The sequence below is a fragment of the Xanthomonas fragariae genome (assembly GCF_900183975.1).
GTDB classification, from domain to species: Bacteria; Pseudomonadota; Gammaproteobacteria; order Xanthomonadales; family Xanthomonadaceae; genus Xanthomonas; species Xanthomonas fragariae.
The window spans coordinates 467929-492151 of the sequence record NZ_LT853882.1; the positions used below are offsets into that span (position 1 = coordinate 467929).

18 protein-coding genes and 4 pseudogenes are annotated in these 24223 nt (G+C 60.9%); 13 read left to right on the plus strand and 9 right to left on the minus strand.

Annotated elements, in window-relative coordinates:
- Nucleotides 1-79: 79 nt before the first annotated feature.
- The 7 genes and pseudogenes from PD885_RS02105 (at nucleotide 80) to PD885_RS02135 (ending at nucleotide 6367) form a co-directional block, all read left to right on the plus strand.
- The gene (locus PD885_RS02105; RefSeq protein WP_172402142.1) at nucleotides 80-982 is read left to right on the plus strand and encodes a biotin-independent malonate decarboxylase subunit beta; all 903 of its coding nucleotides are present in this window, start codon (nucleotides 80-82) and stop codon (nucleotides 980-982) included.
- Nucleotides 973-1677 carry a biotin-independent malonate decarboxylase subunit gamma gene (gene mdcE / locus PD885_RS02110; protein WP_088056623.1) on the plus strand — a complete coding sequence of 235 codons (705 nt, stop codon included), beginning with the start codon at nucleotides 973-975 and terminating at the stop codon, nucleotides 1675-1677. The genes PD885_RS02105 and mdcE overlap by 10 nt, the downstream gene beginning before the upstream one ends.
- Before the next feature lie 2 nt (nucleotides 1678-1679).
- Complete coding sequence (mdcG, locus tag PD885_RS02115) at nucleotides 1680-2321, plus strand: malonate decarboxylase holo-[acyl-carrier-protein] synthase (RefSeq protein ID WP_002805842.1); 642 nt, start codon at nucleotides 1680-1682, stop codon at nucleotides 2319-2321.
- A 161-nt stretch (nucleotides 2322-2482) separates the two neighbouring features.
- Entirely contained in the window at nucleotides 2483-3319 is an 837-nt protein-coding gene (mdcB, locus tag PD885_RS02120; protein WP_040762536.1) for a triphosphoribosyl-dephospho-CoA synthase MdcB, read from the plus strand.
- A 259-nt stretch (nucleotides 3320-3578) separates the two neighbouring features.
- Entirely contained in the window at nucleotides 3579-4499 is a 921-nt protein-coding gene (mdcH, locus tag PD885_RS02125) for a malonate decarboxylase subunit epsilon (protein ID WP_088056624.1), read from the plus strand.
- Between the two features lie 87 nt (nucleotides 4500-4586).
- A complete protein-coding gene (locus tag PD885_RS02130) occupies nucleotides 4587-5852 on the plus strand; it encodes an SLC13 family permease (RefSeq protein ID WP_002805837.1) in 1266 nt (421 codons plus the stop codon).
- Nucleotides 5853-5894: 42 nt separating this feature from the next.
- Nucleotides 5895-6367 (plus strand): annotated as a pseudogene (locus tag PD885_RS02135) (GntR family transcriptional regulator).
- A 266-nt stretch (nucleotides 6368-6633) separates the two neighbouring features.
- Here the strand turns inward: PD885_RS02135 and PD885_RS02140 are convergent.
- From PD885_RS02140 to PD885_RS02150, 3 genes are read right to left on the minus strand one after another with little or no spacing between them, the layout of a single operon-like run.
- A complete protein-coding gene (locus PD885_RS02140) occupies nucleotides 6634-7053 on the minus strand; it encodes an STAS domain-containing protein (RefSeq protein WP_002805834.1) in 420 nt (139 codons plus the stop codon).
- Complete coding sequence (locus PD885_RS02145; protein ID WP_002805832.1) at nucleotides 7050-7481, minus strand: ATP-binding protein; 432 nt, start codon at nucleotides 7479-7481, stop codon at nucleotides 7050-7052. Before PD885_RS02145 ends, PD885_RS02140 begins: the two co-directional genes overlap by 4 nt.
- Nucleotides 7478-9559 carry a SpoIIE family protein phosphatase gene (locus PD885_RS02150; RefSeq protein ID WP_002805830.1) on the minus strand — a complete coding sequence of 694 codons (2082 nt, stop codon included), beginning with the start codon at nucleotides 9557-9559 and terminating at the stop codon, nucleotides 7478-7480. Before PD885_RS02150 ends, PD885_RS02145 begins: the two co-directional genes overlap by 4 nt.
- Before the next feature lie 165 nt (nucleotides 9560-9724).
- On the opposite strand from PD885_RS02150, the gene PD885_RS02155 reads away from it, so the two are divergent.
- Nucleotides 9725-10324 (plus strand): hypothetical protein, encoded by a 600-nt coding sequence (locus PD885_RS02155; RefSeq protein WP_172404505.1) that lies wholly within the window; start codon nucleotides 9725-9727, stop codon nucleotides 10322-10324.
- 66 nt (nucleotides 10325-10390) lie between these two features.
- Here PD885_RS02155 and PD885_RS02160 read toward each other — a convergent pair whose 3' ends face one another.
- Entirely contained in the window at nucleotides 10391-11197 is an 807-nt protein-coding gene (locus tag PD885_RS02160; protein ID WP_002802516.1) for an IS5 family transposase, read from the minus strand.
- A gap of 39 nt (nucleotides 11198-11236) precedes the next feature.
- Here PD885_RS02160 and PD885_RS02165 point away from each other — a divergent pair.
- From PD885_RS02165 to PD885_RS02180, 4 genes and pseudogenes are all read left to right on the plus strand, one after another.
- Nucleotides 11237-12502: pseudogene (locus tag PD885_RS02165) on the plus strand (XVIPCD domain-containing protein); the annotation flags it as partial.
- Nucleotides 12503-12965: 463 nt separating this feature from the next.
- On the plus strand, nucleotides 12966-15653 hold the full coding sequence (gene aceE / locus PD885_RS02170; RefSeq protein ID WP_040762529.1) for a pyruvate dehydrogenase (acetyl-transferring), homodimeric type: 2688 nt from the start codon (nucleotides 12966-12968) through the stop codon (nucleotides 15651-15653).
- A gap of 440 nt (nucleotides 15654-16093) precedes the next feature.
- Entirely contained in the window at nucleotides 16094-17530 is a 1437-nt protein-coding gene (locus PD885_RS02175; RefSeq protein WP_157276294.1) for an AAA family ATPase, read from the plus strand.
- Complete coding sequence (locus tag PD885_RS02180) at nucleotides 17530-18390, plus strand: HNH endonuclease (protein ID WP_002805822.1); 861 nt, start codon at nucleotides 17530-17532, stop codon at nucleotides 18388-18390. The genes PD885_RS02175 and PD885_RS02180 overlap by 1 nt, the downstream gene beginning before the upstream one ends.
- Nucleotides 18391-18544: 154 nt before the next feature.
- On the opposite strand, the pseudogene PD885_RS02185 reads toward PD885_RS02180, so the two are convergent.
- The 5 genes and pseudogenes from PD885_RS02185 to PD885_RS02200 all read right to left on the minus strand — a co-directional run bounded on the left by PD885_RS02185 (nucleotide 18545) and on the right by PD885_RS02200 (nucleotide 21994).
- Nucleotides 18545-19670, minus strand: a pseudogene (locus tag PD885_RS02185) (IS3 family transposase).
- Nucleotides 19671-19718: 48 nt separating this feature from the next.
- A complete protein-coding gene (locus PD885_RS20345; protein ID WP_145954074.1) occupies nucleotides 19719-20477 on the minus strand; it encodes a hypothetical protein in 759 nt (252 codons plus the stop codon).
- 359 nt (nucleotides 20478-20836) lie between these two features.
- Nucleotides 20837-21268, minus strand: a complete 432-nt coding sequence (locus PD885_RS02195; protein ID WP_002804036.1) for a hypothetical protein — start codon at nucleotides 21266-21268, stop codon at nucleotides 20837-20839.
- Nucleotides 21269-21370: 102 nt separating this feature from the next.
- Nucleotides 21371-21499: a hypothetical protein gene (locus PD885_RS22375; RefSeq protein WP_257784593.1), complete on the minus strand. Its 129-nt coding sequence runs from the start codon at nucleotides 21497-21499 to the stop codon at nucleotides 21371-21373.
- Nucleotides 21500-21517: 18 nt separating this feature from the next.
- Nucleotides 21518-21994, minus strand: a complete 477-nt coding sequence (locus tag PD885_RS02200; protein WP_002804040.1) for a transposase — start codon at nucleotides 21992-21994, stop codon at nucleotides 21518-21520.
- A gap of 344 nt (nucleotides 21995-22338) precedes the next feature.
- Between PD885_RS02200 and PD885_RS02205 the strand changes: the two are divergent.
- Nucleotides 22339-24123, plus strand: a pseudogene (locus tag PD885_RS02205) (chloride channel protein).
- Nucleotides 24124-24223 lie beyond the last annotated feature (100 nt).

The window sequence follows — 24223 nt, forward strand, 5'->3', positions numbered from 1 at the left end:
TTTTCGATAATGTCTGGATCGCGCACACGTGCGCGCCTGCCTACGGCGTCAGGAGCTACGCATGAGCACCACCGTCCCCATGACCGAGCGCAGCTATTACGAAGCCGACGCACGCGAACGCATCGACGGCTTGCTGGATGCCGGCAGCTTCCACGAACTCGTCGGCCCGCGCCGTCGGTTGATCAGCCCGCATTTGGCCCAGCTCGACACACCCGGCGCATTAGATGACGGCATCGTCGTCGGCGAAGGGGCACTGCGCGGTCGCAAGGTGGTGATCGCCGCGCAACAAGGCGCCTTTCTGGGCGGCGGCGTGGGCGAGGTGCACGGCGCCAAGCTCACCGGCTTACTCGAACGTGCCGCAGCCACGCAGCCGGCTGCGGTATTGCTGTTGCTCGACACCGGCGGCGTGCGCCTGCACGAAGCCAACGCCGGCTTGATCGCCATCTCCGAAATCATGCGCGCAATGTTGAACGCCCGTGCCGCCGGCGTGCCGGTGCTGGCCTTGATCGGAAGCGGCAATGGCGCGTTCGGCGGCACGGGCATCGTGGCGCGCTGCTGTAGTGCGGTGATCATGTCCGAAGAAGGCCGCCTGTCGCTGTCCGGCCCGGACGTTATCGAAACCGTGCGCGGCGTGGAAGAGTTCGACGCCCGCGACCGCGCATTGGTGTGGCGCGTCACCGGCGGCAAGCATCGCTATCTGCTTGGCGAAGCGCAGACCCTGGTGGCCGACCGCATCGCCGCGTTCGCCGATGCCGCGGTAACGGCGCTCGACACATGCGCAGAACCCGAAGGCGATGCCGCACTGCACACACTGGAGCGCGCGCATCGGCAATTGTCCGCGCGCATCGATGCCTATGGCGATTGCCGCGATGGTCTGCAGATTTGGAAGCACCAAGGCATCGTCGATGCGCAGCGCTTGCCGCTGTTGGATACCGAAGCTTTCCTCGCCGCGACCGCCGACCGGAGCGTTCCATGGAACTGAGCCGACTGCTGGATCAGCTGTTTCCGCTCGGTCACGCCATCGCGCGCAACGATGATGTCCTCACCGGCAGCGCGACAACCGCGGCCGGGGAAGTCACCGTGATCGGCACCGCCAACACGCTGGAAGTAGGCGTGGACCACGCGCTTGCACTGGCTGCCACCGTGTTGGCGAGTACGCGCGCATATCTGCAGCGGCCGATCGTGATGCTGGCCGACACCGCCGGGCAGCGGCTTGCACGTCGCGATGAATTGCTAGGCATCAACGGGTATTTCGCGCATCTGGCGCGCTCGCTGAATCTGGCACGCACGCGTGGCGCGCGGCTGGTCACGTTGGTGTATGGCGAATCGGTCAGCGGTGGATTTCTGGCGTTCGGCTTGATGGCCGACCACATCCACGCGCTGCCGGATGCGCAGATCCGCGTGATGGATCTGCGTGCGATGGCGCGTGTCACCAAACAATCGGTAGACACTTTGCAAGCGCTGAGCAAGAGCTCGCCGGTGTTCGCGCCGGGCGTGGAAAACTACGTGCGCATGGGCGCGGTGGAATCGCTGTGGGAGGGCGATCTGGCGCAGGCGCTGCTCGAAGCCTTGGCTGCGACCAGTCAAGGCGATCAGCGCCGCGCACTCGGCGCGCAGCGCGGCGGTCGCACCTTGGCGCGCGATGTCGCCGCCGCTGTGGCAGCAGGCGAGGGCTGAGGATGGTCGGCCGCCACGCACTGGTGTGGTTGCGCGCCGATGCGCGTTGGCAGGCGCTGACGCCGGGCGCGCAGCTGCGGCTGCAGCAGTGGTTCGCTGCCGGATTGCCGGCAGTGGTGGCGCGTCGCGATGACGGCCAGGCACCCGGCACATTGCGGCTCGGAGTGCCGCTGCCGCCTGGCGAAGGCAAGCAGCGTCTGGCACTCATTGCCAGCAGTGGCGATATCGCGCGCATCACTGCACCCTTGCAGTTGGGTACGGTGATCGCACACGCACCCGGTGAGATGCAGGCCGCATTGCGGGCCTTGCAGACGCAAACCCAAGCCAGTGCATTGCAGCCGCGTGTGTTCGGCAGCTTTGCATGGCAGGCGCTGACCGGCCTGGCGTACATACACGCGCAGTCGGATCTGGATCTGTTGTGGTTCATCGAAACTGCCGAGCAAGCGCGTGCGGTGGTCGCACTGTTGCAACGCTGGGAACAACGCTACGGCCTGCGGGCAGACGGCGAATTGCTGCTGCCCGACGACAATGCAGTGAGCTGGCGCGAATACGCCGGCAACGCGCAACAGGTGTTGGTGAAATCCAATCACGGCTGTCGGTTGCTGCCGCGCACTGCAGTGTTTCCAGTGTGGAGCGCGGCATGAGCGTGGATGCGCGTCAGCAAACGGTTGGAGCGATGTCTTGCGGTGCCGCACCGGACGAGGCGTTCGCAAGCAACGCTGCATTCGCAGCGCAGCCAGGGCCGCAGGATGCGTTTGCGCATGGTCGCGCCCCGCATGGTCCAACGCAATTCCATCCATCCTCCATCAGCCAGGCCACTGCAAGCCGGTTAGCACATCGACTTGGCCGCCTTGCCGTCGGCGCTTTGCACGCTGAACTGACCTGCGCACCCAAACCCGGTCTGGTCACACCGTTCGATACAGGCAGCCACACCGACATGGATGCCTCGACCTTTTTGCGCAGCCTGTTCGCATTGCGTGGCTATTTTGTCGCGGTTGCGCAAGCGGGCATCGACAACGCCCCGTTCGAACGACTACGTCAGCTCGGCATCGATGCCGAAACGGCGATGCTGCACGCCACCGGTGGCGTCAATACCCATCGCGGCGCAATTTTCAGCCTGGGGCTGCTCACGGCACAGGCCGCACATCTGCGTGCCGCGTACAGGCGGCGTCTGTCAGGCGAAGCAGTCTGCAACGGCGTGCAGCTTTGGCGCGATGCCTTGCAGGCCGCACCGTTGAATCCACACAGTCATGGTCAGCGCGTACGAGCGCATTACCAGATCAGCGGCGCTCGCGAACAGGCGGCAGCCGGCTATCCGTTGCTGCGCGAGATTGCGCTGCCATGTCTGCGCGCTGCGCGGACCAACGGCGCCACGCAGCAGGCCGCATTGGCGCAAACTTTGATGCACCTGGTTGCCGAGGTCGATGATCTCTCCCTGCTGCATCGTGGCGGGCGTGCAGGGTTGGCTTACGCCAGAGCGCAGGCACACGCGTTCCTTGCCGATGGCGGCATTACACAGCCGCAATGGCGCGAACGCCTCGACTGGGTTGGCAGGCAGTTCGTTGCACGTCGCCTGAGCCCGGGCGGCAGCGCCGATCTGCTGGCCTGTGCGTGGTTCCTGCACCGCCAGGAGACGGCATGAACACGCGCCGCCGGCTTGCAACCGCAAAGACACGGTCCATGCGTGCGCGCAGCAGCGTTGTCCTTCCCGCTGTCGCAGAAGCAAGTGTTCTTACCGTTGCAGTGGCAGATCCACAGCCGGCCTGCGCGCCTGGCAGTGTCGCCCTTCCCGCAGTCGCAGGAACAGGTGTCATTCTCCCGGTTGCGGAAGAAGGCGCCCGCAGGGCGGATGAGGGCAGTTTTCGCCCAAGGCGCATCGCTGCACCCAAGCAGGTCGCCTCATGAGCCTGGTGATGCTATGCTCAGGGCAAGGTGGTCAGCACGCCGAGATGTTCGCGCGGGTTGCTAACGTACCCGCTGCAGCCGCCGTGCTGGCTAGCGCAGACCAAGTGCTCGGCACGTCAGCGCAGACACTTGCCGCAGACCCAAGCTGCTATGCAAACGCTGTCGCACAGCCGCTGGTGTGTGCAGGCACATTGGCGCAATGGCAGGTAGTGCGCGAGCAACTCCCCACGCCGCTGCTGGTACTCGGCTACAGCGTCGGCGAGCTTGCCGCGCACGCAGTGGCTGGCAGCGTGGACATCGACACCTGCCTGCAGTTGGCCGCCACGCGCGCACGCTTTATGGATGCGGCCAGTCCAGACCATGCCGGATTGATGGCCGTCGTCGGCCTGCCGCGAGGTGTGCTTGAAACGCTATGCCGAACGCATGGTGCAGCGCTTGCCATCATCAACGGCGACGACCATGCCGTGCTCGGTGGCCCGCGCGATGCACTGCAAGCCCTTGGCGATGCTGCACAGTGGCAAGGCGCACGCATCACCCTGTTACCAGTGAGCGTGCCCGCGCATACGCCGTGGTTACGCGCGGCCGCCGACGCCTTCGCCACAGAACTGAAGACCGCAAACATCACTGCGCCCAAGTTGCGCGTGCTTGCCGGTGTCGATGCTCGTGCGGTCACCACGCAGGCAGTGGTGATCGACACATTGTCTGCGCAGATCGCACAGACCGTTCGCTTGCACGACGTGCTGGTGCAGGCCACCGAACGTGGCGCGCGCGCGTTCCTCGAACTTGGGCCCGGCAGCGCATTAGCGCGCCTGGCGCGCGAGGCTGTGCCGGACTGCCAAGCGCGTTCGGTGGACGAATTCCAGAGCATCCAAGGCGTTGTCGAGTGGGTCAACGCCGAGTGCGAGCGCGCGGCATGACGATCAAGCAAGTAGTGCACACGGCGTGAGCCTTGGGTGGCGGGTGGCCATCCGTGGTGCACGCGCACCAGGTGTCCGGGAGGGCGCATGACCCCGCAAATTGCAACCATTCTCGGCTTGGTGATCATGTTCATCGCCGCCACCGCATTGCCCATCAACATGGGGGCTGTGGCCTTCGCGTTGGCGTTTGTCATCGGCGGTGTGTGGGTGGGGCTGCAGGGCAAGGAGGTGCTGGCCGGCTTTCCGGGCGACCTGTTCCTCACCCTGGTCGGCATCACCTATCTGTTCGCCATCGCGCAGAAAAACGGCACCGTCGATCTGCTCGTACATTGGGCGGTGCGCGGGCGCATCGTGGCCATCCCGTGGGTGATGTTCGTCATCACCGGCCTGCTCACCACGTTCGGTGCGCTCGGGCCGGCGGCGGTGGCCATCATCGGCCCTGTGGCGCTGCGCTTTGCCAAGCAGTACCGCATCAATCCGTTGATGATTGGCCTGTTGGTGATCCATGGCGCGCAAGGCGGCGGGTTTTCGCCGATCAGCGTGTATGGCGGCATCACCAACAAGGTGGTCGAAAAAGCCGGGCTGGACGTCGCCGAGATGGCGGTGTTTCTCACCAGTCTGGGCTTCAACCTGATGATGGCGATCATCTGCTTTTGCGCATTCGGTGGGCTCAAGCTGATGCGCCGGCAGGAACTGTCGCTGGCCGACGCGCACTACGTGCCGATGGCCGATGACCGGGCCTCCACGCGCCCAGTCGCGATCGAAGGCCATGGCTCGCTGGTTGCCGCTGGCGGCGGCAGATTGCCGGCCAATCCGCGCGCGCTGGACGCTGTGGCGCTCACCCCCGACCGGCTGATCACGCTGGGTGGCTTGCTCGGCCTGGGTATCGCCGCGCTGGTCTACAACCTCAACGTCGGGCTGGTGTCGATCACTGTCGCCGTGGCGCTTGCGCTGATCTGGCCCAACGCGCAAAAGGGCGCGGTGGACTACATCGGCACCGGTGTGTCGCACATCGGCATGCCGCTATTGGGCGCGCTGCTGCTGTGCTATGTCGGCGGCATCGTCTCCGCATTCGCCTCATCGGCGGCGGTGCTCGGTGCCACCATTCCACTGGCGGTGCCGTTCCTGATGCAGGGCCAGCTCGGCGCGGCCGGGGTAATCTGCGCGCTCGCGGTGTCGTCCACCATCGTCGATGTCAGCCCGTTTTCGACCAACGGCGCACTGGTGGTGGCTTCGGCCGCGAAAGGGGAGCGCGACGCGCTGTTCCGCCGCTTCCTGGTCTACAGCGGACTGGTGGTGCTGCTTGGGCCGCTGGTGGCCTGGCTGCTGTTGGTGGTGCCGAGCTGGCTGTGATCCGGCCCGCGTTCGGCGGGGCCGGGGGATGCCTCACCTGCCGTGACCCTCGCTCCTGATTAGCGCACTGCCAAAAAGCGCGTACCGCTTTACTGAGGAAGTGGCCGAGCGCCTGCGTCAGAAGATCTACGACTACGCGCTGCCATCGGGCGAATGGATCGACGAACCGGCCCTGGCCGAAGAACTCGGCATCAGCCGTACTCCTTAACAATTATCTGGTCCACGAAACCGTGCAGCGTTACGCAGGCAATCCGTGGTTGATCCGGGTCACCCATGATCTGCATCGCATCCTGAAAATGCACCGCGGCCGACAGCTGCCGACGCCGGAGCGCATGGCGCCGTCGATGGCGGGACATCGCGAGCTGATGGCGTGTGTGCGACGCGGCGACGCAGAAGGTGCGGAGCGGACGATGCACACGCATCTGTTGAGTCAAGGGCAGGCGTTGGCAGCGTATGTGGCGGCGGGAGGAATGTTGAATGTGCCCGCGCCGCTGCCGCGGGCGGGTGGAGTGTAGTTGTTGGTGCATCGTTTATAGGGGCCAACCGGCGTACGGCAGATGCTCGAACGCGTTTCCCTGCCCCCCTTGGGGACAGGCTCCCCTTCATGGGGAGAACGAAGCCAAACGAATCGGCCACAGTGAAACGGCCAGGGTGCCGTCGAAATTGAAGATGGAGCAGTGCAGCCATCGCGACGCAAAATGTCAGCGCGTCATAGCCTACCCAAGGCCGCTCACGCGCCGCACCCACCCACACCCACACATGTGTGCGCAGATGGTGCGATTTACGCTTCGGCGAAGTGCGGCACGATCAGCGTGTCGCCGTGCGCGTGCTCTTCGATCACTTTGCGCTGCATCGCGGCTAGATACGCATCCAGCTCTTCGGTGGATGTGAACACATCGTTCAGCGGCACGGCCTTGACCATGTCGAAGACCTTGCGGATCTGCGGTTGCGGGTTGGCCACCAGCACCTTGCCCTGGCGCGTCGTCAAGGCTTTGCGCGCCTTGAAGATGCAGCGGATGCCGGCGCTGGAGATGTATTCCAATGCGCTCAGATCCAGCACCAACGTGGTGATGCGGGTGCCCAGCAGCGGCGACAGCGCCGCGTCCAGCTCCTGATAGGTGTGGGTGTCCAGGCGCCCGGTCAGGATGACGCGTTGGCTGGTGTCTTGCGGCGGGTCGATCTGAATGGCGAGCGTGGTCATGACAAAGCCTCGGGGATAGGGGCGTACGGGTGGAGCAGGGTGACGCGCACGATGTTGTATGCACCATCGCGGCTGTAGCCGATGTGATCGGCGAACTGATGTACCAAAAACAGTCCCAAACCGCCGGTTGCGCGCTCGTCGAGCTCGGCATTCAGATCGGGCATGGGCGCCGCACACGGGTCGAATGCGCTGCCGGGGTCGTGCATCTCCAGCACCAGCGCCTGCAGGTCCAGTTGCAGTTGCAGGCGCAGCGGCTGGGCGGCGCACTGGCCGTGGGTGATCGCATTGCAGCCGAGCTCTTCCACGATCAGCCGCACCTGGCCGATGCGCTCGGCATGCAGGCCTTCGCGCGTCAGCGATTCTTCGAGCGCGTCGTTAGCGCCGGCCAGCTGGGCCAGCGACGGCACGATGGCCAGATCGAACTTCATGGGGTCGTTGCATTTCCGGGTGTGTCCCGGCCAGTTTCTGCGACCGATCCAGCATGCTCCTGGCGCAGCCGGATCGCCAGCAACGTGATGTCGTCGTACGGATCGGCCTTGCCGGTGAAGCGGGCGATGTCGGCAACCACTGCCTTGCACTGCGCCGCAGCACTGCGGCGCGGGTGCAGCGCGGCCAGCAGCCGGTTCAACCCGAAGCTGGCACCGTGTTCGTTCATCGCCTCGGTCACGCCATCGGTATAGCCCAGCAAGGTCTGCCCGGCCGTCATGCGGCCCTGCAGCACCGGGTAGGACACCTGCGGCTCGATGCCCAACGGTGCACCGGTTTCCAGCGGCAACGGACGTGCCTTGCCGTCGATATCGATCAACAGCGGCGGCTCGTGGCCGGCGCTGGCCAGGCAGTACTCGCCGCTCATCACATCGATCAACCCGCACAGCACCGTGGCGAACATGCAGGTGTCGTTGTTCTCGGCCAGGCGTGTGGAGGCGGCGATCAAGATGCTGTCCGGGCGCGTGTGCCGGCGTGCGGCAATTTCCAGCATGCTCACCGCCCGCACCATGAACAAGGCTGCCGGCACGCCCTTGTCGGACACATCGCCTATCACGAACCACAACAATCCAGGTTCGGTTTCGACGAAGTGGTAAAAATCCCCGCCCACCGCCTTGGCCGGTTCCAGCCACGCGCAGGTTTCCAGATGCGAACTGGCGCGATCGAAGGTGCGCCCAGATGGCAACATCGCTTGCTGGATTTCGCGCGCAATCTGCAATTCGCTGTGCATGCGTTCGCGTGCGGCGGTCATCTCGCCGATCTCGGCGATGTGGTGACCGATCGCATCGCGCGCGCTATCGAACGCACGTGCCATCACGCCTACCTCGTCATTGCGTTCGATGTGTTGCAGCGGATACTCGAATTGGCCGCGTCGAAAATGCTCGGCGGTATCGGTCAATTCTTCGATCGGCCGGGTCAACTTGCGCGTAATCCGCCCCATCAACCACCACCACACCACCGCGCCCAGTAGCGCCGCCAATGACACCCATGCAGCCAGCCAGTTCAGGCCGGCCAACACATAGCCTTCCGATGCGGATAAGACGAAGGTCCAACCGCTGCGCCCCACCGCCGCGCTATGGGTGAGAAAGCGCTCGCCATCGGGGGCCGTGTGCGAGAACGAGATCGGCTGGCCTGCAGCGACCGCGCGCTGCAACGGCAGCAGGTCCGGTCGCGAACGCGCCACGTAGGCATCGAGCGTGCGATGCAGATTGAGTGCCGGATTTGGGCTGAATACCAACATGCCTTCCGGCGATACCAGCATCGGCTGGATATTGGTATCGCGCGGCAACTGGTCGATGATGTTACGCAGATGGTGCAGCGGCAGTTCCACGCTGACCATCCCCACCGGCACCGCGTCCGGCGCATCCCCTGGCCGCCGCAGCGGCAGGTTGTAGCTGGTGTACAAGCCACCGCCATTCGCATCGATATAGGGCTCGGACCACCACGCGCGCCCCTCGCGCCGGGTGCGTAGATACCACGGCATCGCGCGGTAGTCGTAGCCCAATGCCAATGCCGACGTCTCGACGGTACGCGTGCCATCGCGATGCACGTACCAGACAAACCCGGCGTCGCCGGCTTTTTGCGTGCGCGGCTCGATGATCAGGCGCGCCGCGCCGATATCCGGGTCGCCAGTGAGCGTCGCCAGCAACAACGCACGCAGATTGAACGGCTGCAGGCCAACGCCACCACTGCTGGCCGCCAATGTGCGGCCACTTACCTGCGCCGAGTCCAGCATCGCCGCCAAGCTGCGCGCGGTCTGCTCGGTCAAGCTATTCACCTCGGTGCGCGCGGCCTCCACCAACTCGGCCCGCGCACCCAAATAGAATACCGTCCCCAACACCGCCAGCAACACCACCAACACGGCGGTGGTCGCCAGCAGCACACGCATGCGCAAGCTGTTGCGCCAGTGCACGCGTGGGGTGACCGGTGTTGGTTGTGGCAGTGATCGAGGAAGGGTGGCGATGGCACGCTCTCCCTGGCGGCGGATGCGCTTGATCATGGCAGCTTTGCTGTCGTGCATAACAGGTTGCAGCGGTCGCATCCCCAGGCGCGGTACCTTGACCTGCCGGGCGCCAGCGGACTAGGTTGGCTTCCCCTATCGCCATGGAGGCCGGTCTTGCGCCAGACTCTCACACCGAGCCTGCTGGCCCTTTTGCTTACGGCCTGTAGCGCCCCGGAGACCAGCATGACCCAGACCCCATCCCCCGCTACCGAGGCTGCCGCAGAAGCCGATGTGGAAGCAGGCGGGCGCGGCCTTGTCAAGTTGAATCCCAGCCCGCGCAAGGCATTCGAGGTCACGCTGACCTTGGACAAGGCGCCTAGTGCGTTCGGTCTCGTGCGGGGTGCGGCGCAGTACGACGTCGTCAACGAGCAGGAATGCGGCAAGATCCAGCACGAAACCGGCACCGCCGGGCGCATCACCAGCCAGGAAGACTTCGTGCTCAAGAAGATCTCCGACACCGAATACCGCGGCACCGTCTATCTGGACCTGATGCAGGACGAAGACTATTACGGCCGCGGCGTCTGTCATTGGGAATTCAGCGGTGCCAGCGTGCTGCTCAAGGCCACCGGTGCGGAAGCGGAGACGCGGTTTCTGTCGTTTATCGAAGCGGCCACCGTGACCGGCCAGCAGGCTTCGACCAAGCATTACTGGAGAGAGCGCTATCCGCGTTCAGAAATGAGCGATTTCCCGGACATGGGTAAGCGCGACGTTGAAGAATTTAAGCCGGAGATTCGCGATAATCTCTTCATCATCACATTGGCCGCCAAGGAAGCCGCGCCATGACCATCCCGTCTCAGCAATATGCTGGCTTGTCGGAAGATGTTTATAAGGACCGCGCCCTAGAGCGTGTTATGAACTTTGAAAGAGGGTGGCTGCATTTCCAAGCATCAGGATCGTGAAGACGACGAAGTGCAAACCGGCCAAGGTTTCCGGCAATCGCTCGTAGTCGCGTGCCAGCCGTCTGAAACGATTGGCCCATCCGAAGCTGCGCTCGACAACCCAACGGCGCGGCAGCAAGACAAAGCCTTTTTTCGCTTCTTGCAGCTTGATCACTTGCAACTCAATGCCTTCTTCCGTGGCCGCCTGCGCCGGTTCTTGACCGGTGTAGCCCTGATCAACAAAGGCGATCTTGACCGTTTCACCGGTCACGTGTTGTACCTCTTGTGCCAACGATCGGACTTGCGCGCGCTCCTGCTCATTAGCCGGCGTCACCTGGACAGCGAGCAGATGTCCAAGCGTATCGACGGCCATGTGTACCTTGCTGCCTTTCTTGCGTTTATAGCCATCGTATCCAGCACGCGGCCCGCTTTCGCAGGTGGACTGCAGCGTGCGAGCATCGAAAATGACCGCGCTCGGCTGGCCTTTTTTCCCTTGCGCCACACGCAAGAGTGAGCGCAGATCACTGACCATGGCCTCAAAGCAGCCCGCTTGCAGCCAGCGCTGTGTTTGCTGATACACCGCTTCCCAGGGCGGAAAATCGTTGGGAAGCAATCGCCATGGTGCGCCGGCGCGCGCGATCCACCGCAGTGCGTTGAACATCGCGCGTAGCTCATACTTGCGCTGCGGTGCCTGCACGTCCATCAGCGTCAAATAGGGAGCCGCAAAGGCCCATTCTTCGTCGGAAATATCGGTGGAATAAGGCTTACGAGGCTTCATCCGTATACGTTAGCGTGACAAGGGCAAAGTTCATAACACGCTCTAGGTAGACGCGTACCGGGCCAAGAAGAGATTGTCACGATCGAGGGGCAGCGTTACGCCGTTCTCGACCACGTCAACAACAAGTCCACTTGCTATCAAGGCACGATCTATCGCCGCAGAGGCAGTGGCGAGATCGTGGTTGCGCATCGAGGCACCGAGGGCGCTGTCAATGACATTCTCACCGACACGACCATGATCACCTCGCGGACCAATCCGCAAGCAGCCGATGCGTTGGCGCTGACCAAAAACGCTTTGGGCTACGCAAAGGAGCTCGGCAAGGAAGAGGGGCGCACCCCCGAAGTCACCGTCACCGGCCATTCCCTCGGCGGTGCACTTGCCCAGGTCTCCGCGCACCATTACGACCTCAAATGCGAAACCTTCAATTCGTATGGCGCAGTCAGCCTGAGCTATCGGATTCTGGAAGGCGGCAATAGCGTAATCAACCATGTGATGGCGTCGGACCCGGTGAGCGCAGCGTCGCCGCATTTCGGACAGGTTCGCATTTACGCCAAGCCAGATGAAATCGCCACGTTGAGTGGTGCCGGCTACAGCAACAGCAAGGCCAACTTCCTGATCCCGGACTATCCGTTGGTGGCTGCCGGCGCCTCGCTGGGCGCGCACAAGCTGGGCAACTTCCTTGGCGAGCATTCGGCGCTCACCGATCCCAACGCGCGACCGCTTGCCGAGCAGAACAAGCGCATGATCGACGAATACCGGGGCGATGTGGATGGGCTCCGTACCGGCACCACCATCCTGACGCGCAGCGCGCGGGGTCTCGGCCAGGACGCCATCGACGCCTTCCGCGGCCCGCTTGCACCGGGCGAACCCGCCAAGCGCGACGCGCGCGAGCACGGCAACGAACACACCTTCCTGCGCATCGATCAGCCAGGGCATGTGGGTAATGCGTTGTTTCAGGATGCACAACGTGGCGTGCACGCGCAGGACGCACGTGTAGGACGCACTCCCGACCAGCACAGTGCCCAGTTGTCCGGCGCGCTGGCATCGGAAATGCACTCGGTGGGCGGCAAGCGCATCGACGAGGTGGTGATGAGCCCCGATGCATCGCGCACCTTCGCCGTGCAGGGTCGCGCGGATGATCCGGCCCAGTTGCGTGTTAACGTGGAGACGATAACCGCCATCAACATCTCGCTAGAGCAGAGCAGTCAGCGCGTCGCTGAAAATGTAGCGTGTCAGTCGGCGGCGTTGGAACCGCAGCAATCACAGCCCCAGCAGCAACAGCAGTGTGCACGCTTGATGTGCTGAGCGCGTTCACCCGTTAGCGGCGTAAGGGTGTTGCTTTACCCGGCCAGCATCCGGCACGCGGCGTTGCTTCAATCCTCACAACTGTCTCCATCGAAGGTTGCAAAAAAACGCCGGCCAGCCCGGCGTTCTCCCTTCCATCGCGCAATGATGCGTTGATTTCCTGCTGCAATCGCACAACAACGCGCTGACGAAAATATCGCGCGCTCGCTATGTCAGCATTTTTTCGCTTTGAGAATCGCCAAGGGCGCCGACGTCAGCCAGCTCAATCAACCTGAGCCGGTCATTTGGTCGCGCAGCTCAACCCGGCCCGCCGCCGCCCGCCATCCCACGCACAACACCGCCTCCCCTCCCATTCCATACGCACCCGTAGCGAGGTGTGCCAATAGGTGCGTGCGGTACACTTGGGGGTTCACGAATTCACGATGTCGACACACCCGCGGGGTGTGTCCCCCCGGGAGCGCTAATGAACTGGTTGAACGAAGTGCTGCACAACGATCCGAACCCGCTTGAGACGCAGGAGTGGCTCGAATCGATCAAGGCCGTCATCGACGTCGAAGGCCCGGAGCGCGCCCATCAGCTGCTGGAAGGCATGGTCGAACAGACCCGCCGCGCCGGCGCTTACCTGCCGTTTTCGCCCACTACCGAGTACGTTAACACCATCGCACCGGTCAACGAGGCCAAGCACCCCGGCGACTCGGCGCTGGAGTGGAAGATCCGCTCGATCATCCGCTGGAACGCCATGGCCACGGTCGTGCGGGCAAACCGCAAGCCGGGCGACCTGGGTGGCCACATCGCCTCGTTCGCTTCCAGCGCAACGCTCTACGATGTGGGCTTCAACCACTTCTGGCGTGCGCCCTCGGACACGCATCCGGGCGACCTGCTGTTCATTCAGGGTCACAGCGCCCCGGGCATCTACGCACGCGCCTTCCTCGAAGGCCGCATCACCCAGGCCCAGCTGGACAACTTCCGTATGGAAGTGGACGGTCAGGGCATCTCGTCCTACCCGCACCCGTGGCTGATGCCCGAGTTCTGGCAGACCCCCACCGTGTCGATGGGCCTGGGCCCGCTGGCCGCCATCTACCAGGCGCAGTTCATGCGCTACCTGGAAAACCGCGGCCTGATTGAGAAGTCCGACCGCAAGGTGTGGTGCTTCATCGGCGACGGTGAGAGCGACGAGCCGGAAACCCTCGGCGCCATCGCACTGGCCGGCCGCGAAGGCCTCGATAACTTGATCTTCGTGGTCAACTGCAACCTGCAGCGCCTGGACGGCCCGGTGCGCGGCAACGGCAAGATCATCCAGGAACTGGAAGGAGTCTTCCGTGGCGGCGGCTGGAATGTCATCAAGCTGCTCTGGGGCGGTTACTGGGACGCCCTGCTGGCCAAGGACAGCGACGGCGTGCTGCGCAAGCTGATGATGGAAACCGTCGACGGCGAATACCAGAACTGCAAGGCCTTCGGCGGCGCCTACACGCGCGCCAACTTCTTCGGTAAATATCCGGAGACCGCGGCCATGGTCGCTGGCCTGTCCGACGAAGACATCTGGCGCCTGAACCGTGGCGGCCACGATCCGCACAAGGTGTACGCCGCCTACCACCAGGCCGTGAACACCACCGGCATGCCCACCGTGATCCTGGCCAAGACCGTCAAGGGCTACGGCATGGGTTCGGCAGGTGAGGCGCTCAACCCCACCCACCAGACCAAAAAGCTGGACGACGCGGCGGTCAAGCACTTCCGCGACCGCTTCAACATCCCGGTCACCGACGCACAGCTGGAAGACGGCCAGGTGCCGTTCTACCACCCCGGCGAAGATTCCCCGGAAGTGCAGTACCTCAAGGAACGCCGCAATGTGCTGGGCGGCTTCCTGCCTTCGCGCCGTCCCAAGGCCAGCAAGTCGTTTGTGGCGCCCACGCTCGACAAGTTCGAGCGCCTGCTCAAAGACAGCGGCGAGCGCAGCTATTCCACCACCATGTCGTTCGTGCAGAGCCTCAACATCGCCCTGCGCGACAAGGAACTTGGCCCGCGTATCGTGCCGATCGTGGCCGATGAAGCGCGTACGTTCGGCATGGAAGGGATGTTCCGCCAGATCGGCATCTACGCCCCGTTCGGCCAGAAGTACAAGCCGGTCGATGCCGACCAGTTGATGTACTACCGCGAAGACCAGACCGGCCAGGTGCTGCAGCAGGGCATCAGCGAGCCGGGCGCAATCGCCTCCTGGATGGCCGCCGGCACCAGCTACTCGGTGTCCGATGTACCGATGCTGCCGTTCTACATCTACTACTCCATGTTCGGTTTCCAACGCGTGGGCGATATCGCCTGGCAGGCAGCGGACATGCGCACGCGTGGCTTCCTGCTCGGCGGCACCGCCGGCCGCACCACGCTCAATGGCGAAGGCCTGCAGCACGAAGACGGCTTCAGCCAGGTCATCGCCGGCTCCATCCCCAACGTGCGCAGCTTTGATCCGACCTTCGGCTTCGAAGTCACCGTCATCATGCAGCATGGCATGAAGGCGATGATGGAAGACCAGATTGACGAGTACTACTACATCACCCTGATGAACGAAAACTACGCCCACCCCGGCATGCCGGACGGCGCAGCCGAGGGCATCATCAAGGGCATGTATCTGCTCAAAGACGCCGGCAAGCCTAAGAAGGGCGAACTGCGCGTGCAGCTGCTGGGCAGCGGCACCATCCTGCGCGAGGCCATTGCCGCGGCCGAGCTGCTAGACAAGGACTTCGGCGTCACCGCCGACATCTGGTCCTGCCCCAGCCTCAACGAAGTGCGCCGCGACGGCTACGCCGTGGAACGCTGGAACCGCCTGCACCCGGAAGCCGAACAGCGCAAGCCCTACGTCACCCAGCTGCTGGAAGGCCGCCAGGGCCCGGCGATTGCCGCAACCGACTACGTACGCGCCTTCGCCGACCAGATCCGCGCCTTCGTCCCGATGACCTACACCGTCCTCGGCACGGATGGCTTCGGCCGCTCGGACACGCGTGCGAATCTGCGTCGCTTCTTTGAGGTCGATCGCTACTACATCGCGCATGCGGCGATTGCCGCGCTTGCTAAGGATGGGAAGATGACGGGTAAGGATGTGGCGCGGGCGATTGAGCAGTACGGGATTGATCCTGAGAAGGGGAATCCGGTTGGGGTTTGATTGTAAAAAGAAGGCGCCTTAGGGCGCCTTTTTTATAGCTAGTGGCGATTTAAAGGTTTACAGGAGAATGTAGGATGGGTTTAGTGCCGTGCCGCAGGAGGTATGACGTGGCGTTTGAGTTGCAGTCGCGAGTTACCCAGGTAAATAAGATTGTATGCTGCCAATTGCTAGAGGTTAGGTAAGAAACATAATTTCTCTGCTCCAATCAGTGTCGGATTGCACACTTCAAGCGAAGTGGCGGTTTGGTCAGTGGTCCTCTGCAGTGCTTATGGGCTATCCTTTACTGATCGAACCATATCCATTTGAGCCACAACACAGGAAGTCGGCAGCGTATGGTGATGCACTTTTGCAAAGTCGCTAAAGATTCATATAATCCGTCAGATATGAGGTCGTGCTTTACTCTCAGAGAGGATAACTGGGACGATTACTCTTACAAGACAATGTTTCACCTTGCCTATCACGATCAAGATGGTCAAAAAACTGAGATTGGGGAAGTGAAGATTGGCTTCGCCGGTCAGCAGTCTGGACGAACAACCGACAGTATTCCCCAGAGATTTACGTCCCTTCCCAGTGAATACTTCTCGATCGGTCAGAGTACTGAGTACTACAGCAAACTTGTAGCAATTCAAGGGTATGAGAGAGCATGGCTGGAGAGCTTGGGTGACTTGGCGGTCATGCCTGCCAAGCGCTCCGTGGCATATGGTGAGAAGGTTTTCATTGACTCATTGACGCGAACAGTCAGTGAATCCGTAATCGAACAACAATTCGCTAGAATTGCCGCGGGTCTTCCCGCGCTGACATCTTTTGATTTCGAGTTCTCCCGAGAGTTAAGTTATCAGCTCTCTGAAGTCCGTCTTAGGTTCAAAGTCTCTCCCGAATCAAAGCCTCCGTCGAACATTCATGTGCTAATTGGAAGGAATGGTGTCGGCAAAACAAAAATTCTCAATGGGATGATTGGGGCTGCCTTAAGGACCGCCGACAACGTATCGGCTACAGGCTGCTTCATTGAGCACCGCGATTGTTATCAATCGCAGATAATAAATGAAAAATACTTCAGTGGTGTTATCTCTGTTTCGTTTAGTGCCTTCGATCCTTTTAACCCACCACCCAATCAAAACGATCGAGAAGGGGGCGTGCGTTACTCTTATATTGGGCTGAAAGACAACTCCGTATCCGGGGTCAACGCGGAGCCCAAGGGGATGCAGACTCTCGCTGACGAATTTTACCGAAGCCTGTTAGTCTGTTCGAGTCAAAACAAGAAGAGGGCTCAATGGCTAGAGTGCATATCAATTTTGGAGTCGGACCCCAACTTTGCCGAGATGGGACTCGCTCGACTGTTTGAAGTCAAAAACCAGACTTCTGAAGTGATTACAACGCTCTTCATGTTGAAGATAAGTTCCGGTCACGCCATCGTGCTGCTCACACTGACTAAGCTAATTGAATCAGTGGAAGAGAAGACGCTCGTTCTAATCGACGAGCCAGAGAGCCACCTTCACCCACCCCTGCTGTCAGCCTTCGTGCGAGCGCTATCTCATCTGCTTACGACGGAGAATGCGGTCGCCATCGTTGCTACCCACTCCCCAGTATTGCTCCAAGAAGTCCCAAGAGACTGCGCATGGATACTATCGCGCTCCAGACTGGTGAGCTCTGCCGATCGGCCAGCAATCGAGACGTTTGGTGGAAATTTGGGTGTTCTCACACGAGAAGCATTCAAGTTTGAGGTATCAAAGTCGGGCTTCCACTCGATGCTCGCAACCTCAGTCGCGAGCGGCAAAGGATTTGATGAGCTGATGGCTGAATACGAAGGTAAGGTGGCCATGGAAGGTCAGGCCATTTTGATGTCGATGATCGGCTCTAGGGATGGAGGTAATGTCTAATGCGTCAAGTTCAAATGTACAGCGAGTCATTCACAGGCGTGTATGCTAGTTGCGTGGGTGGCGTGGGAAATCCTGCAAAATTGGCGGACTATAATGCGGCGATGCCAATGATGCAGGGCGAGGCTATCATTTATGAGCGTCTTGCGAGACAGTCGGCGATCTATCAGATTCAAGGCCAAAAAACGAGATTGGATGACATTGTACGAGGAGCTCTGACAAGAAGGGATCTCACGGATCTTTATGAGGTTCAGATGGTGGGCTTGGCAAAGCACGCCCGTTTTCATTATGACAAAATATTGCTCTCTCCCCCGCACAAGAAATGCCCGTACTGCAGCCTTGGCCAAGCTACTACCTTAGATCACTATCTTCCAAAATCCAGGTTTCCTCAGTTCTCTGTTGCTGTATGTAACTTGGTTCCGTGCTGTAAGGACTGTCAATCTAAAAAGGGGAAAAAGTATGCTGCGACTAAATCCAGCCAGACGCTTCACCCTTACTTTGATGATCCCACATACTTTCAGGTTAACTGGGTTTATGGCCATGTCGTTCGGGCAAGAGCAATTACAGTAGAATTCTACGTAAAGCCACCTTCAGGCTGGCCAATGAATATGCAGCAGCGAGTGGATGCGCACTTTAGTTCGCACCGGCTCGCGGAGCGCTACGGAATTGAGGCTGCGAGTGAACTGGCGTCGGTTCGCGAGATATATGCAGATTTACGCGCATCTGGTGATTTTAACCAGATTAGGATGTTGCTACAGCGGCAGGCGAAAGGACACATAGCTAACTGCCCCAATTCGTGGCAAGCAGCGTTCTATTCTGCTCTTGCAGCAGACAACTGGTACTGCAACTCTCCGGTCGTGTAGTCGATTGACGGCCAGAAAGTAGTGGGGTCAGGTTCTAAGGTATCCCCAAATTTTACGAATAACGGGGTCAGGTTCACTTATTGTACCAAGTAAAGTAACGGGGTCAGGTTCACGTATCAATCCGACGTCCCCCCGCCCTGAGTAGCGGCCGGGTTTAGAGTCCGGGCCTGATGATATCGGTGTTTGCCAGATGTTGGGCATAAGCGGCCGGCGTCATGCCGCCGATTGCTTTCTTGGGTCGGTCCTCGTTGTATTCGCGTCGCCAACGTTCGATCTCGGTGCGTGCATGCAGCAGTGTTGGGAACCAGTGCTCGTTGAGGCATTCGTCGCGTAGTCGGCCGTTGAACGATTCGACGTAGGCGTTCTGGTTCGGTTTGCCCGGCTGGATGAGCCGTAGCTGCACACCACGGGCGTGCGCCCAGGCGACCATCGCCCTGCCGCAAAACTCCTTGCCGTTGTGCCCCGAGGGCAGGCTTCGCGCTCGGTACGGATGACTTGCGGCAAACCGCGACTGTCCGCCAGCCGATCCAGCACCCGCGTCACGCCGTGGCCGGAGATCGCGCGTTCCACCTCGATGGCGACCGCTTCGTGGGTTGCGTCGTCCACGATCACCAGACACTTGATCGCCCTGCCTTCGGCAGTGCGGTCGAACACGAAGTCCATCGACCACACCTGGTTGGCTCGCAATGGCCGCAGCAGCGGCTGACGCTCGCCCACTGGCACCTTCTTGCGCCTGCGGCGCCGGACCTGCATCTGCTGTTCGCGGTACAACCGCTCCACGCGCTTGTAGTTCACGATGCGCCCTTCCTGTCGCAGTTTGAGATAGATCATCCCCACGCCATAGCGGCGATGGCGATGCGCCAGCGCAAGAATGCGCTCGCGTAGCTCAACGTTGCGGTCTTCGCGCGGGCAGTAGCGCAGCGCACTGGCGCTCATGCCGATCGCCGCCAAGGCGCGACGCTCGCTGGCACCGCACCCGATCCACTCGCGCACCAGCGCACGACGCGCGGGTGCGCTCACCACTTTTTTCGCAGCGCATCCTTGATCAGGTCGTTCTCGAACACCTGCTCGGCCAGCAACTTCTTCAGCCGCGCGTTTTCGGACTCAAGGTCCTTGAGTCGCTTGGCATCGGGCACGCTCATCCCGCCGAACTTGCTGCGCCACAGGGAGTACGAGGCCTCACTGAAGCCATGGCGCCGGCACAGGTCTTTGATCGCCACGCCTGCTTCGGCCTCACGCAGGAAGCCAATGATCTGCTCTTCGGTAAAGCGCTTCTTCACGTCCAATCTCCTCGGGGTAGGGAATTGGACTCCAAACTGAGGCGCTACTCAAAATTGGGGGGACGTCGCCACTACGCCAACGATGCCGCCAATCGCACCTGTGACCAGCAAGCCCGGGCCAGACTCCACGCCTAGCGCTGCGCCCATGGTGCCGCCAAGCGCGGCTCCACCGGCCGCGCCCAGATTGCGTGTGGTGTAGCGAGTGACCTCTGCATCGGCTGCGGTGCTATTGCCCTGCGCGTCGAGTCGTTGGGTGTTTTTTGTGGTGACGCCCAGGTCGTAGACTGCCGCCGCCGCGCCCACAACGCCCAGCCCACGTATTGTTCCAGTAGCGAGCCTGCGTGATGCCGCTGCTTCTGCGCTGAGCGCTGTTTCCGCAATGCTTGCGGCTGGCGCATCGAGCCCGGTCGGCGCACGGACCATGCCCGATGCACTGAGTTCTGCTGAAGGTCGAAAGTGTGTTTCCTGTAATTCAAAGCTTTCCGCGAACTCACGTGAGAACGTGACATTCTTGATTTCCGTCGCGATGCTCGCGGGCGTTACAAAGATGCCTTTTGGCGCAGTCTGGATAAAGTGCGTTTGTACTTCCGGCAGCACAGCGCCTGCGCCACCTTGTGCGTACAGTGCCTGCAACTTGGAAATCGGTTGCCCACCCAGTGAAGTGACATTGGGGTTGTTCAGGACAGCCGGTACTTCAACCTGGCCGAAGACACGTTCGAGGTTGGCAGCCGAAGCAACGACTTTGATATCACCACGTAGCGAGCTTGCGAACTCGTGGGAGGCTTCGCCCCATAGGCATTTTGACAAGGAGGTGGGGCTATCAGCTGGAACATTTGGGTCACCAAACAGAAATGCATTTGCAGAAAGCCTCGCTGTGGTTGAGGGCTGCCCAAGATCTTCAAAAATAGCTCTGGCTTTTTTCTCGATTGAATTGCGAACATCGTCGTCGTCTAGAAATTTCGCGCGTGGGGTGTCATTGATTATGGGTAAGCCGGTCTCTTTAGATAATTAGACCGAAAGTGTTCCCGAAGAAACCTCCCCGATTCTCCCGCTATAGAGGATGCCGCCGTCCTTCGTTGCTTTAGCAGAGTAGCGCTTTGCGATACTCGCTATCTCGTCCAAGCTTCTAGAATTTTTTATGAGCTCTACATCGCTGCTGTAGTCGTTCATTCGTGCAGACTCGACGCATCGTTCGATGTGACCAAAGCCCAATTCTGCTCAAAGATAACTTTTCCAATAAATGACGACTTTTTCGTCTCCATCAGAGAAGAAGGCCTATCTTCAAATTGCAAGCCTGCTACAATAAGCTTTTTGACTAAGACTTTGACCGTCTCCAGTTGGTCATTCGTGAATGACCTGGTGGAAAATGATGGGAGTGGCATTCCAACCTCTATTCTGTTTAGGTATCCAAAGCTAATAATATGGATGCTAAAATGGACATCGTCTTCCAGCCACTTTGGTTCTAATTCCCCAAAAACTTCCGCTTGGTCGATTTCGACAGCGAATGTTTCATGGCCGAGCTCATCAAACCCACGGATTCCTCCAGAAAAACGTGCGCGGCCTTCGGGGAAGCTTATCCATTCAAATGTCTCTGACATCTCAATTCCCTCTTTCTGTTGAATATAATTTGGTGCATAATAACGGGGTCAGGTTCACGTATCAATTGACGGCGCTCGGCTTGCGTGGCCGATGAGCGGGCCTCACGCCCGCAAAGCGGCGGGTTTTGGTTTCGACCATCGCGCGAAGGCATCGTGGCTCAGGACTCGCTGCTGCTTGAGATGAAGGCCGATGTCGGCGAGCAGGTCGTCGGACAGTGCTTCATCGAGCAAGGCACGGTAGGCGTTGGATTATTCAATTGGGTCGTTGCCAAGCGCAAGCCAACCCGGATGTGGCGCCAGTGCCGAGTATCTGCGCTGACCCAGATTGGCTGGGCAGCTGGACCAGCGATACGCCATTGGGTCGTCGGTCATGCGAGCACGCGCCGGGTTGAGTTCAATGTAGCGATAGCAGCGACGTACGTAGTCAGCACTGTTCACCAGGCAGGCTTTGTAGCGCCCTTCCCATAGCGTGCCGGTACGCCCGTGGCGGCCATTGAACAGCGCCACGTAGTTGCGCCCAAGCCGCTGCATCATCTGCCCGATCCGTCCTTTTGCAGGTGGCATGGCAAGCAAGTGCACATGTTTGTCCATCAACACATAGGCATGCAACTGGCAGCCTGTGGCGTGTAGTGCCTCATGCAGCAGATGCAGGTAGCGCAATCGGTCGCCATCATCCAGAAAGCACGGCAAGCGGTTGTTCCCGCGCTGGACGATGTGCTGCGGCATTCCGGGAATGTCGAAGCGCGCGAGTCTGGCCCTATCGCAAGACTCGCAGCGAGGCGTTGATGCTGATATCGAGGAGACCTCCCGAAAGTCGAGGCCGTAGCCTGAAATTTGCGTAGGAAGTGAACCTGACCCCGTTATCCCCGTTAGCCGACACTATGGCCAGGAGAGACGCCGCTGTGTCGGATCGATTGATGTGGGGTCTCATGACTCCAAATGCAGCTGCCAGATTGCGTCAGGTCAGGAACGCGCCTGCACACTATGCAGCACCGCTGACGTCTTTCGTGTGCCACCGCTCTGATTCTGCGGATCACTGGTTTCCCATGCAGCCATTTCCTCACAACGATATGCAGTCGCCGCATTCGGCCACCGCGCAGCTGCGCTGGCCGTTGGATTGGTTGCGCCGGCAACTGCGTGCCAACGATTTGTGGCTCATCGGTTTGGCAGCGCTGGTGGGATTGATCGCTGCCGCGCTGATGGTGCTGCAGGCCGGCATCGCTCATGGGTTGCAGGCATGTCTGTACTGGCTCGGCCCGGATGCGCGGCTCAGCACGGCTGAATCGATCACGCCCGGCCAGTTGTTGGTGTTGCCGTTGGGAGGATTATTGGTCGGTCTGGTGGCGTTGATGGCGCGTCGGCGCAAGCGGCCGCTGGTGGACGCGGTGGAAGCCAATGCGTTGCATGGCGGACGCATGTCGATGCGCGACAACCTGATCGTTGCGGTGCAGACCTTGTTATCCAACGGCGTTGGTGCGTTGGTGCGTCGGTGGGGCTGGAGGCGAAGTATACCCAGATGGGGTCGGGGGCAGGGTCGCAACTCGGTCGTGTATTGAGGGTACGGCGTTCCGATCTACGCACCCTGGTCGGTGCAGGTGCGGCAGGCGCGATCGCAGCCGCGTTCGGTGCGCCGCTGGCGGGTGCGTTCTATGCGTTCGAGATCGTGATCGGTGCCTACACGCCGTCGGCATTGGCACCGGTCGCTGCTGCAGCATTGGCAGGCGCATTTATGGCGAACACGTTGGGGGCGGCGCCGTATTCGCTCCCCGCTGCGGTGGCCTACCAATTGCTGCCGCGAGACTATGCGATCTACATCGCGCTCGGTTTTATCTGCGCCTTGATCGGCATCGCGGTGATGCGTCTGGTTGCCGGCATCGAGCGCGGTGTGGGCCGATTCAATCTGCCGGTCTGGGGTCGCCCTGTCATCGGTGGGTTGTTGTTGATTCCGATGGCGATGTATTTGCCGCAGGTGCTGTCGTCGGGGCATGCCGCGTTGCATCTGGATCTGACCAGCAGCAGCACGTTGCAGGTGCTCGCCACTTTGTTGGTGCTCAAGTGCATAGCGTCTGGTATTTCGCTGGGTTTCGGTTTCCGTGGCGGTTTGTTTTTCGCCTCGTTGTTTATGGGTTCGTTGGTGGGCAGCCTGTTTGCGTTAAGCCTGAATCTGCTGATGGGCGCTGCGGCAGTGGACACCACCAGTGCGTCGCTGGTGGGCATGGCTGCACTAGCTGCGGCGATTGTCGGTGCGCCGATGACGATGACCATGCTGATCCTGGAGGGCACGCACGATTTCGTACTGGCCAGCGCGGTGATGGTTGCGGTGTTGGTCGCCAACACCGTGGTGCGCCAGGTGTTCGGTTATTCCTTTTCCACCTGGCGGCTGCATCTGCGTGGCGAAAATATCAGCAGCGCACGCGATGTAGGCTGGGTGCGCAATCTTTCGGCCGGCAAGATGATGCGCAAGGATGCCAATCACACGGCGCACGACACCAGCGTCAGCGCGTTTCGCAAGCGTTTCCCGCTGGGCTCGACCCAGCGCGTGGTGCTCGAAGACGCCACCGGGCATTATGCCGGCGTGGTGCCGCTGGCGGTGCTGTATGCAGACAACGTGCAACTGGATGCACCGGTCAGCGACTATGCCAAAGCATCGTGATGCAGCGCTGCTGGCGGACACCGACATCGTGGCGATCATGAAGGTCTTCGATGCAACGCAGGCCGATGAGTTGGCAGTGATCGATACCGAACGCAATGTGCTTGGCGTGTTGTCCGAAGGCTTCGTACGCAAGCGCTATGCCGAAGAGCTGGAAAAGCGCGAACGCGAGTTGATGGGCGAGCGTTCGGCTGACGAGGAGTGATGCGTTGTCCTGCTAGGCTGTCGCTGTCGTTGACGCGTCCCCTTTGCCGCCTGCTGTCTTGTCCCTCCTTGCGCGACGCGTTAGCATCAAGGCTCATTTT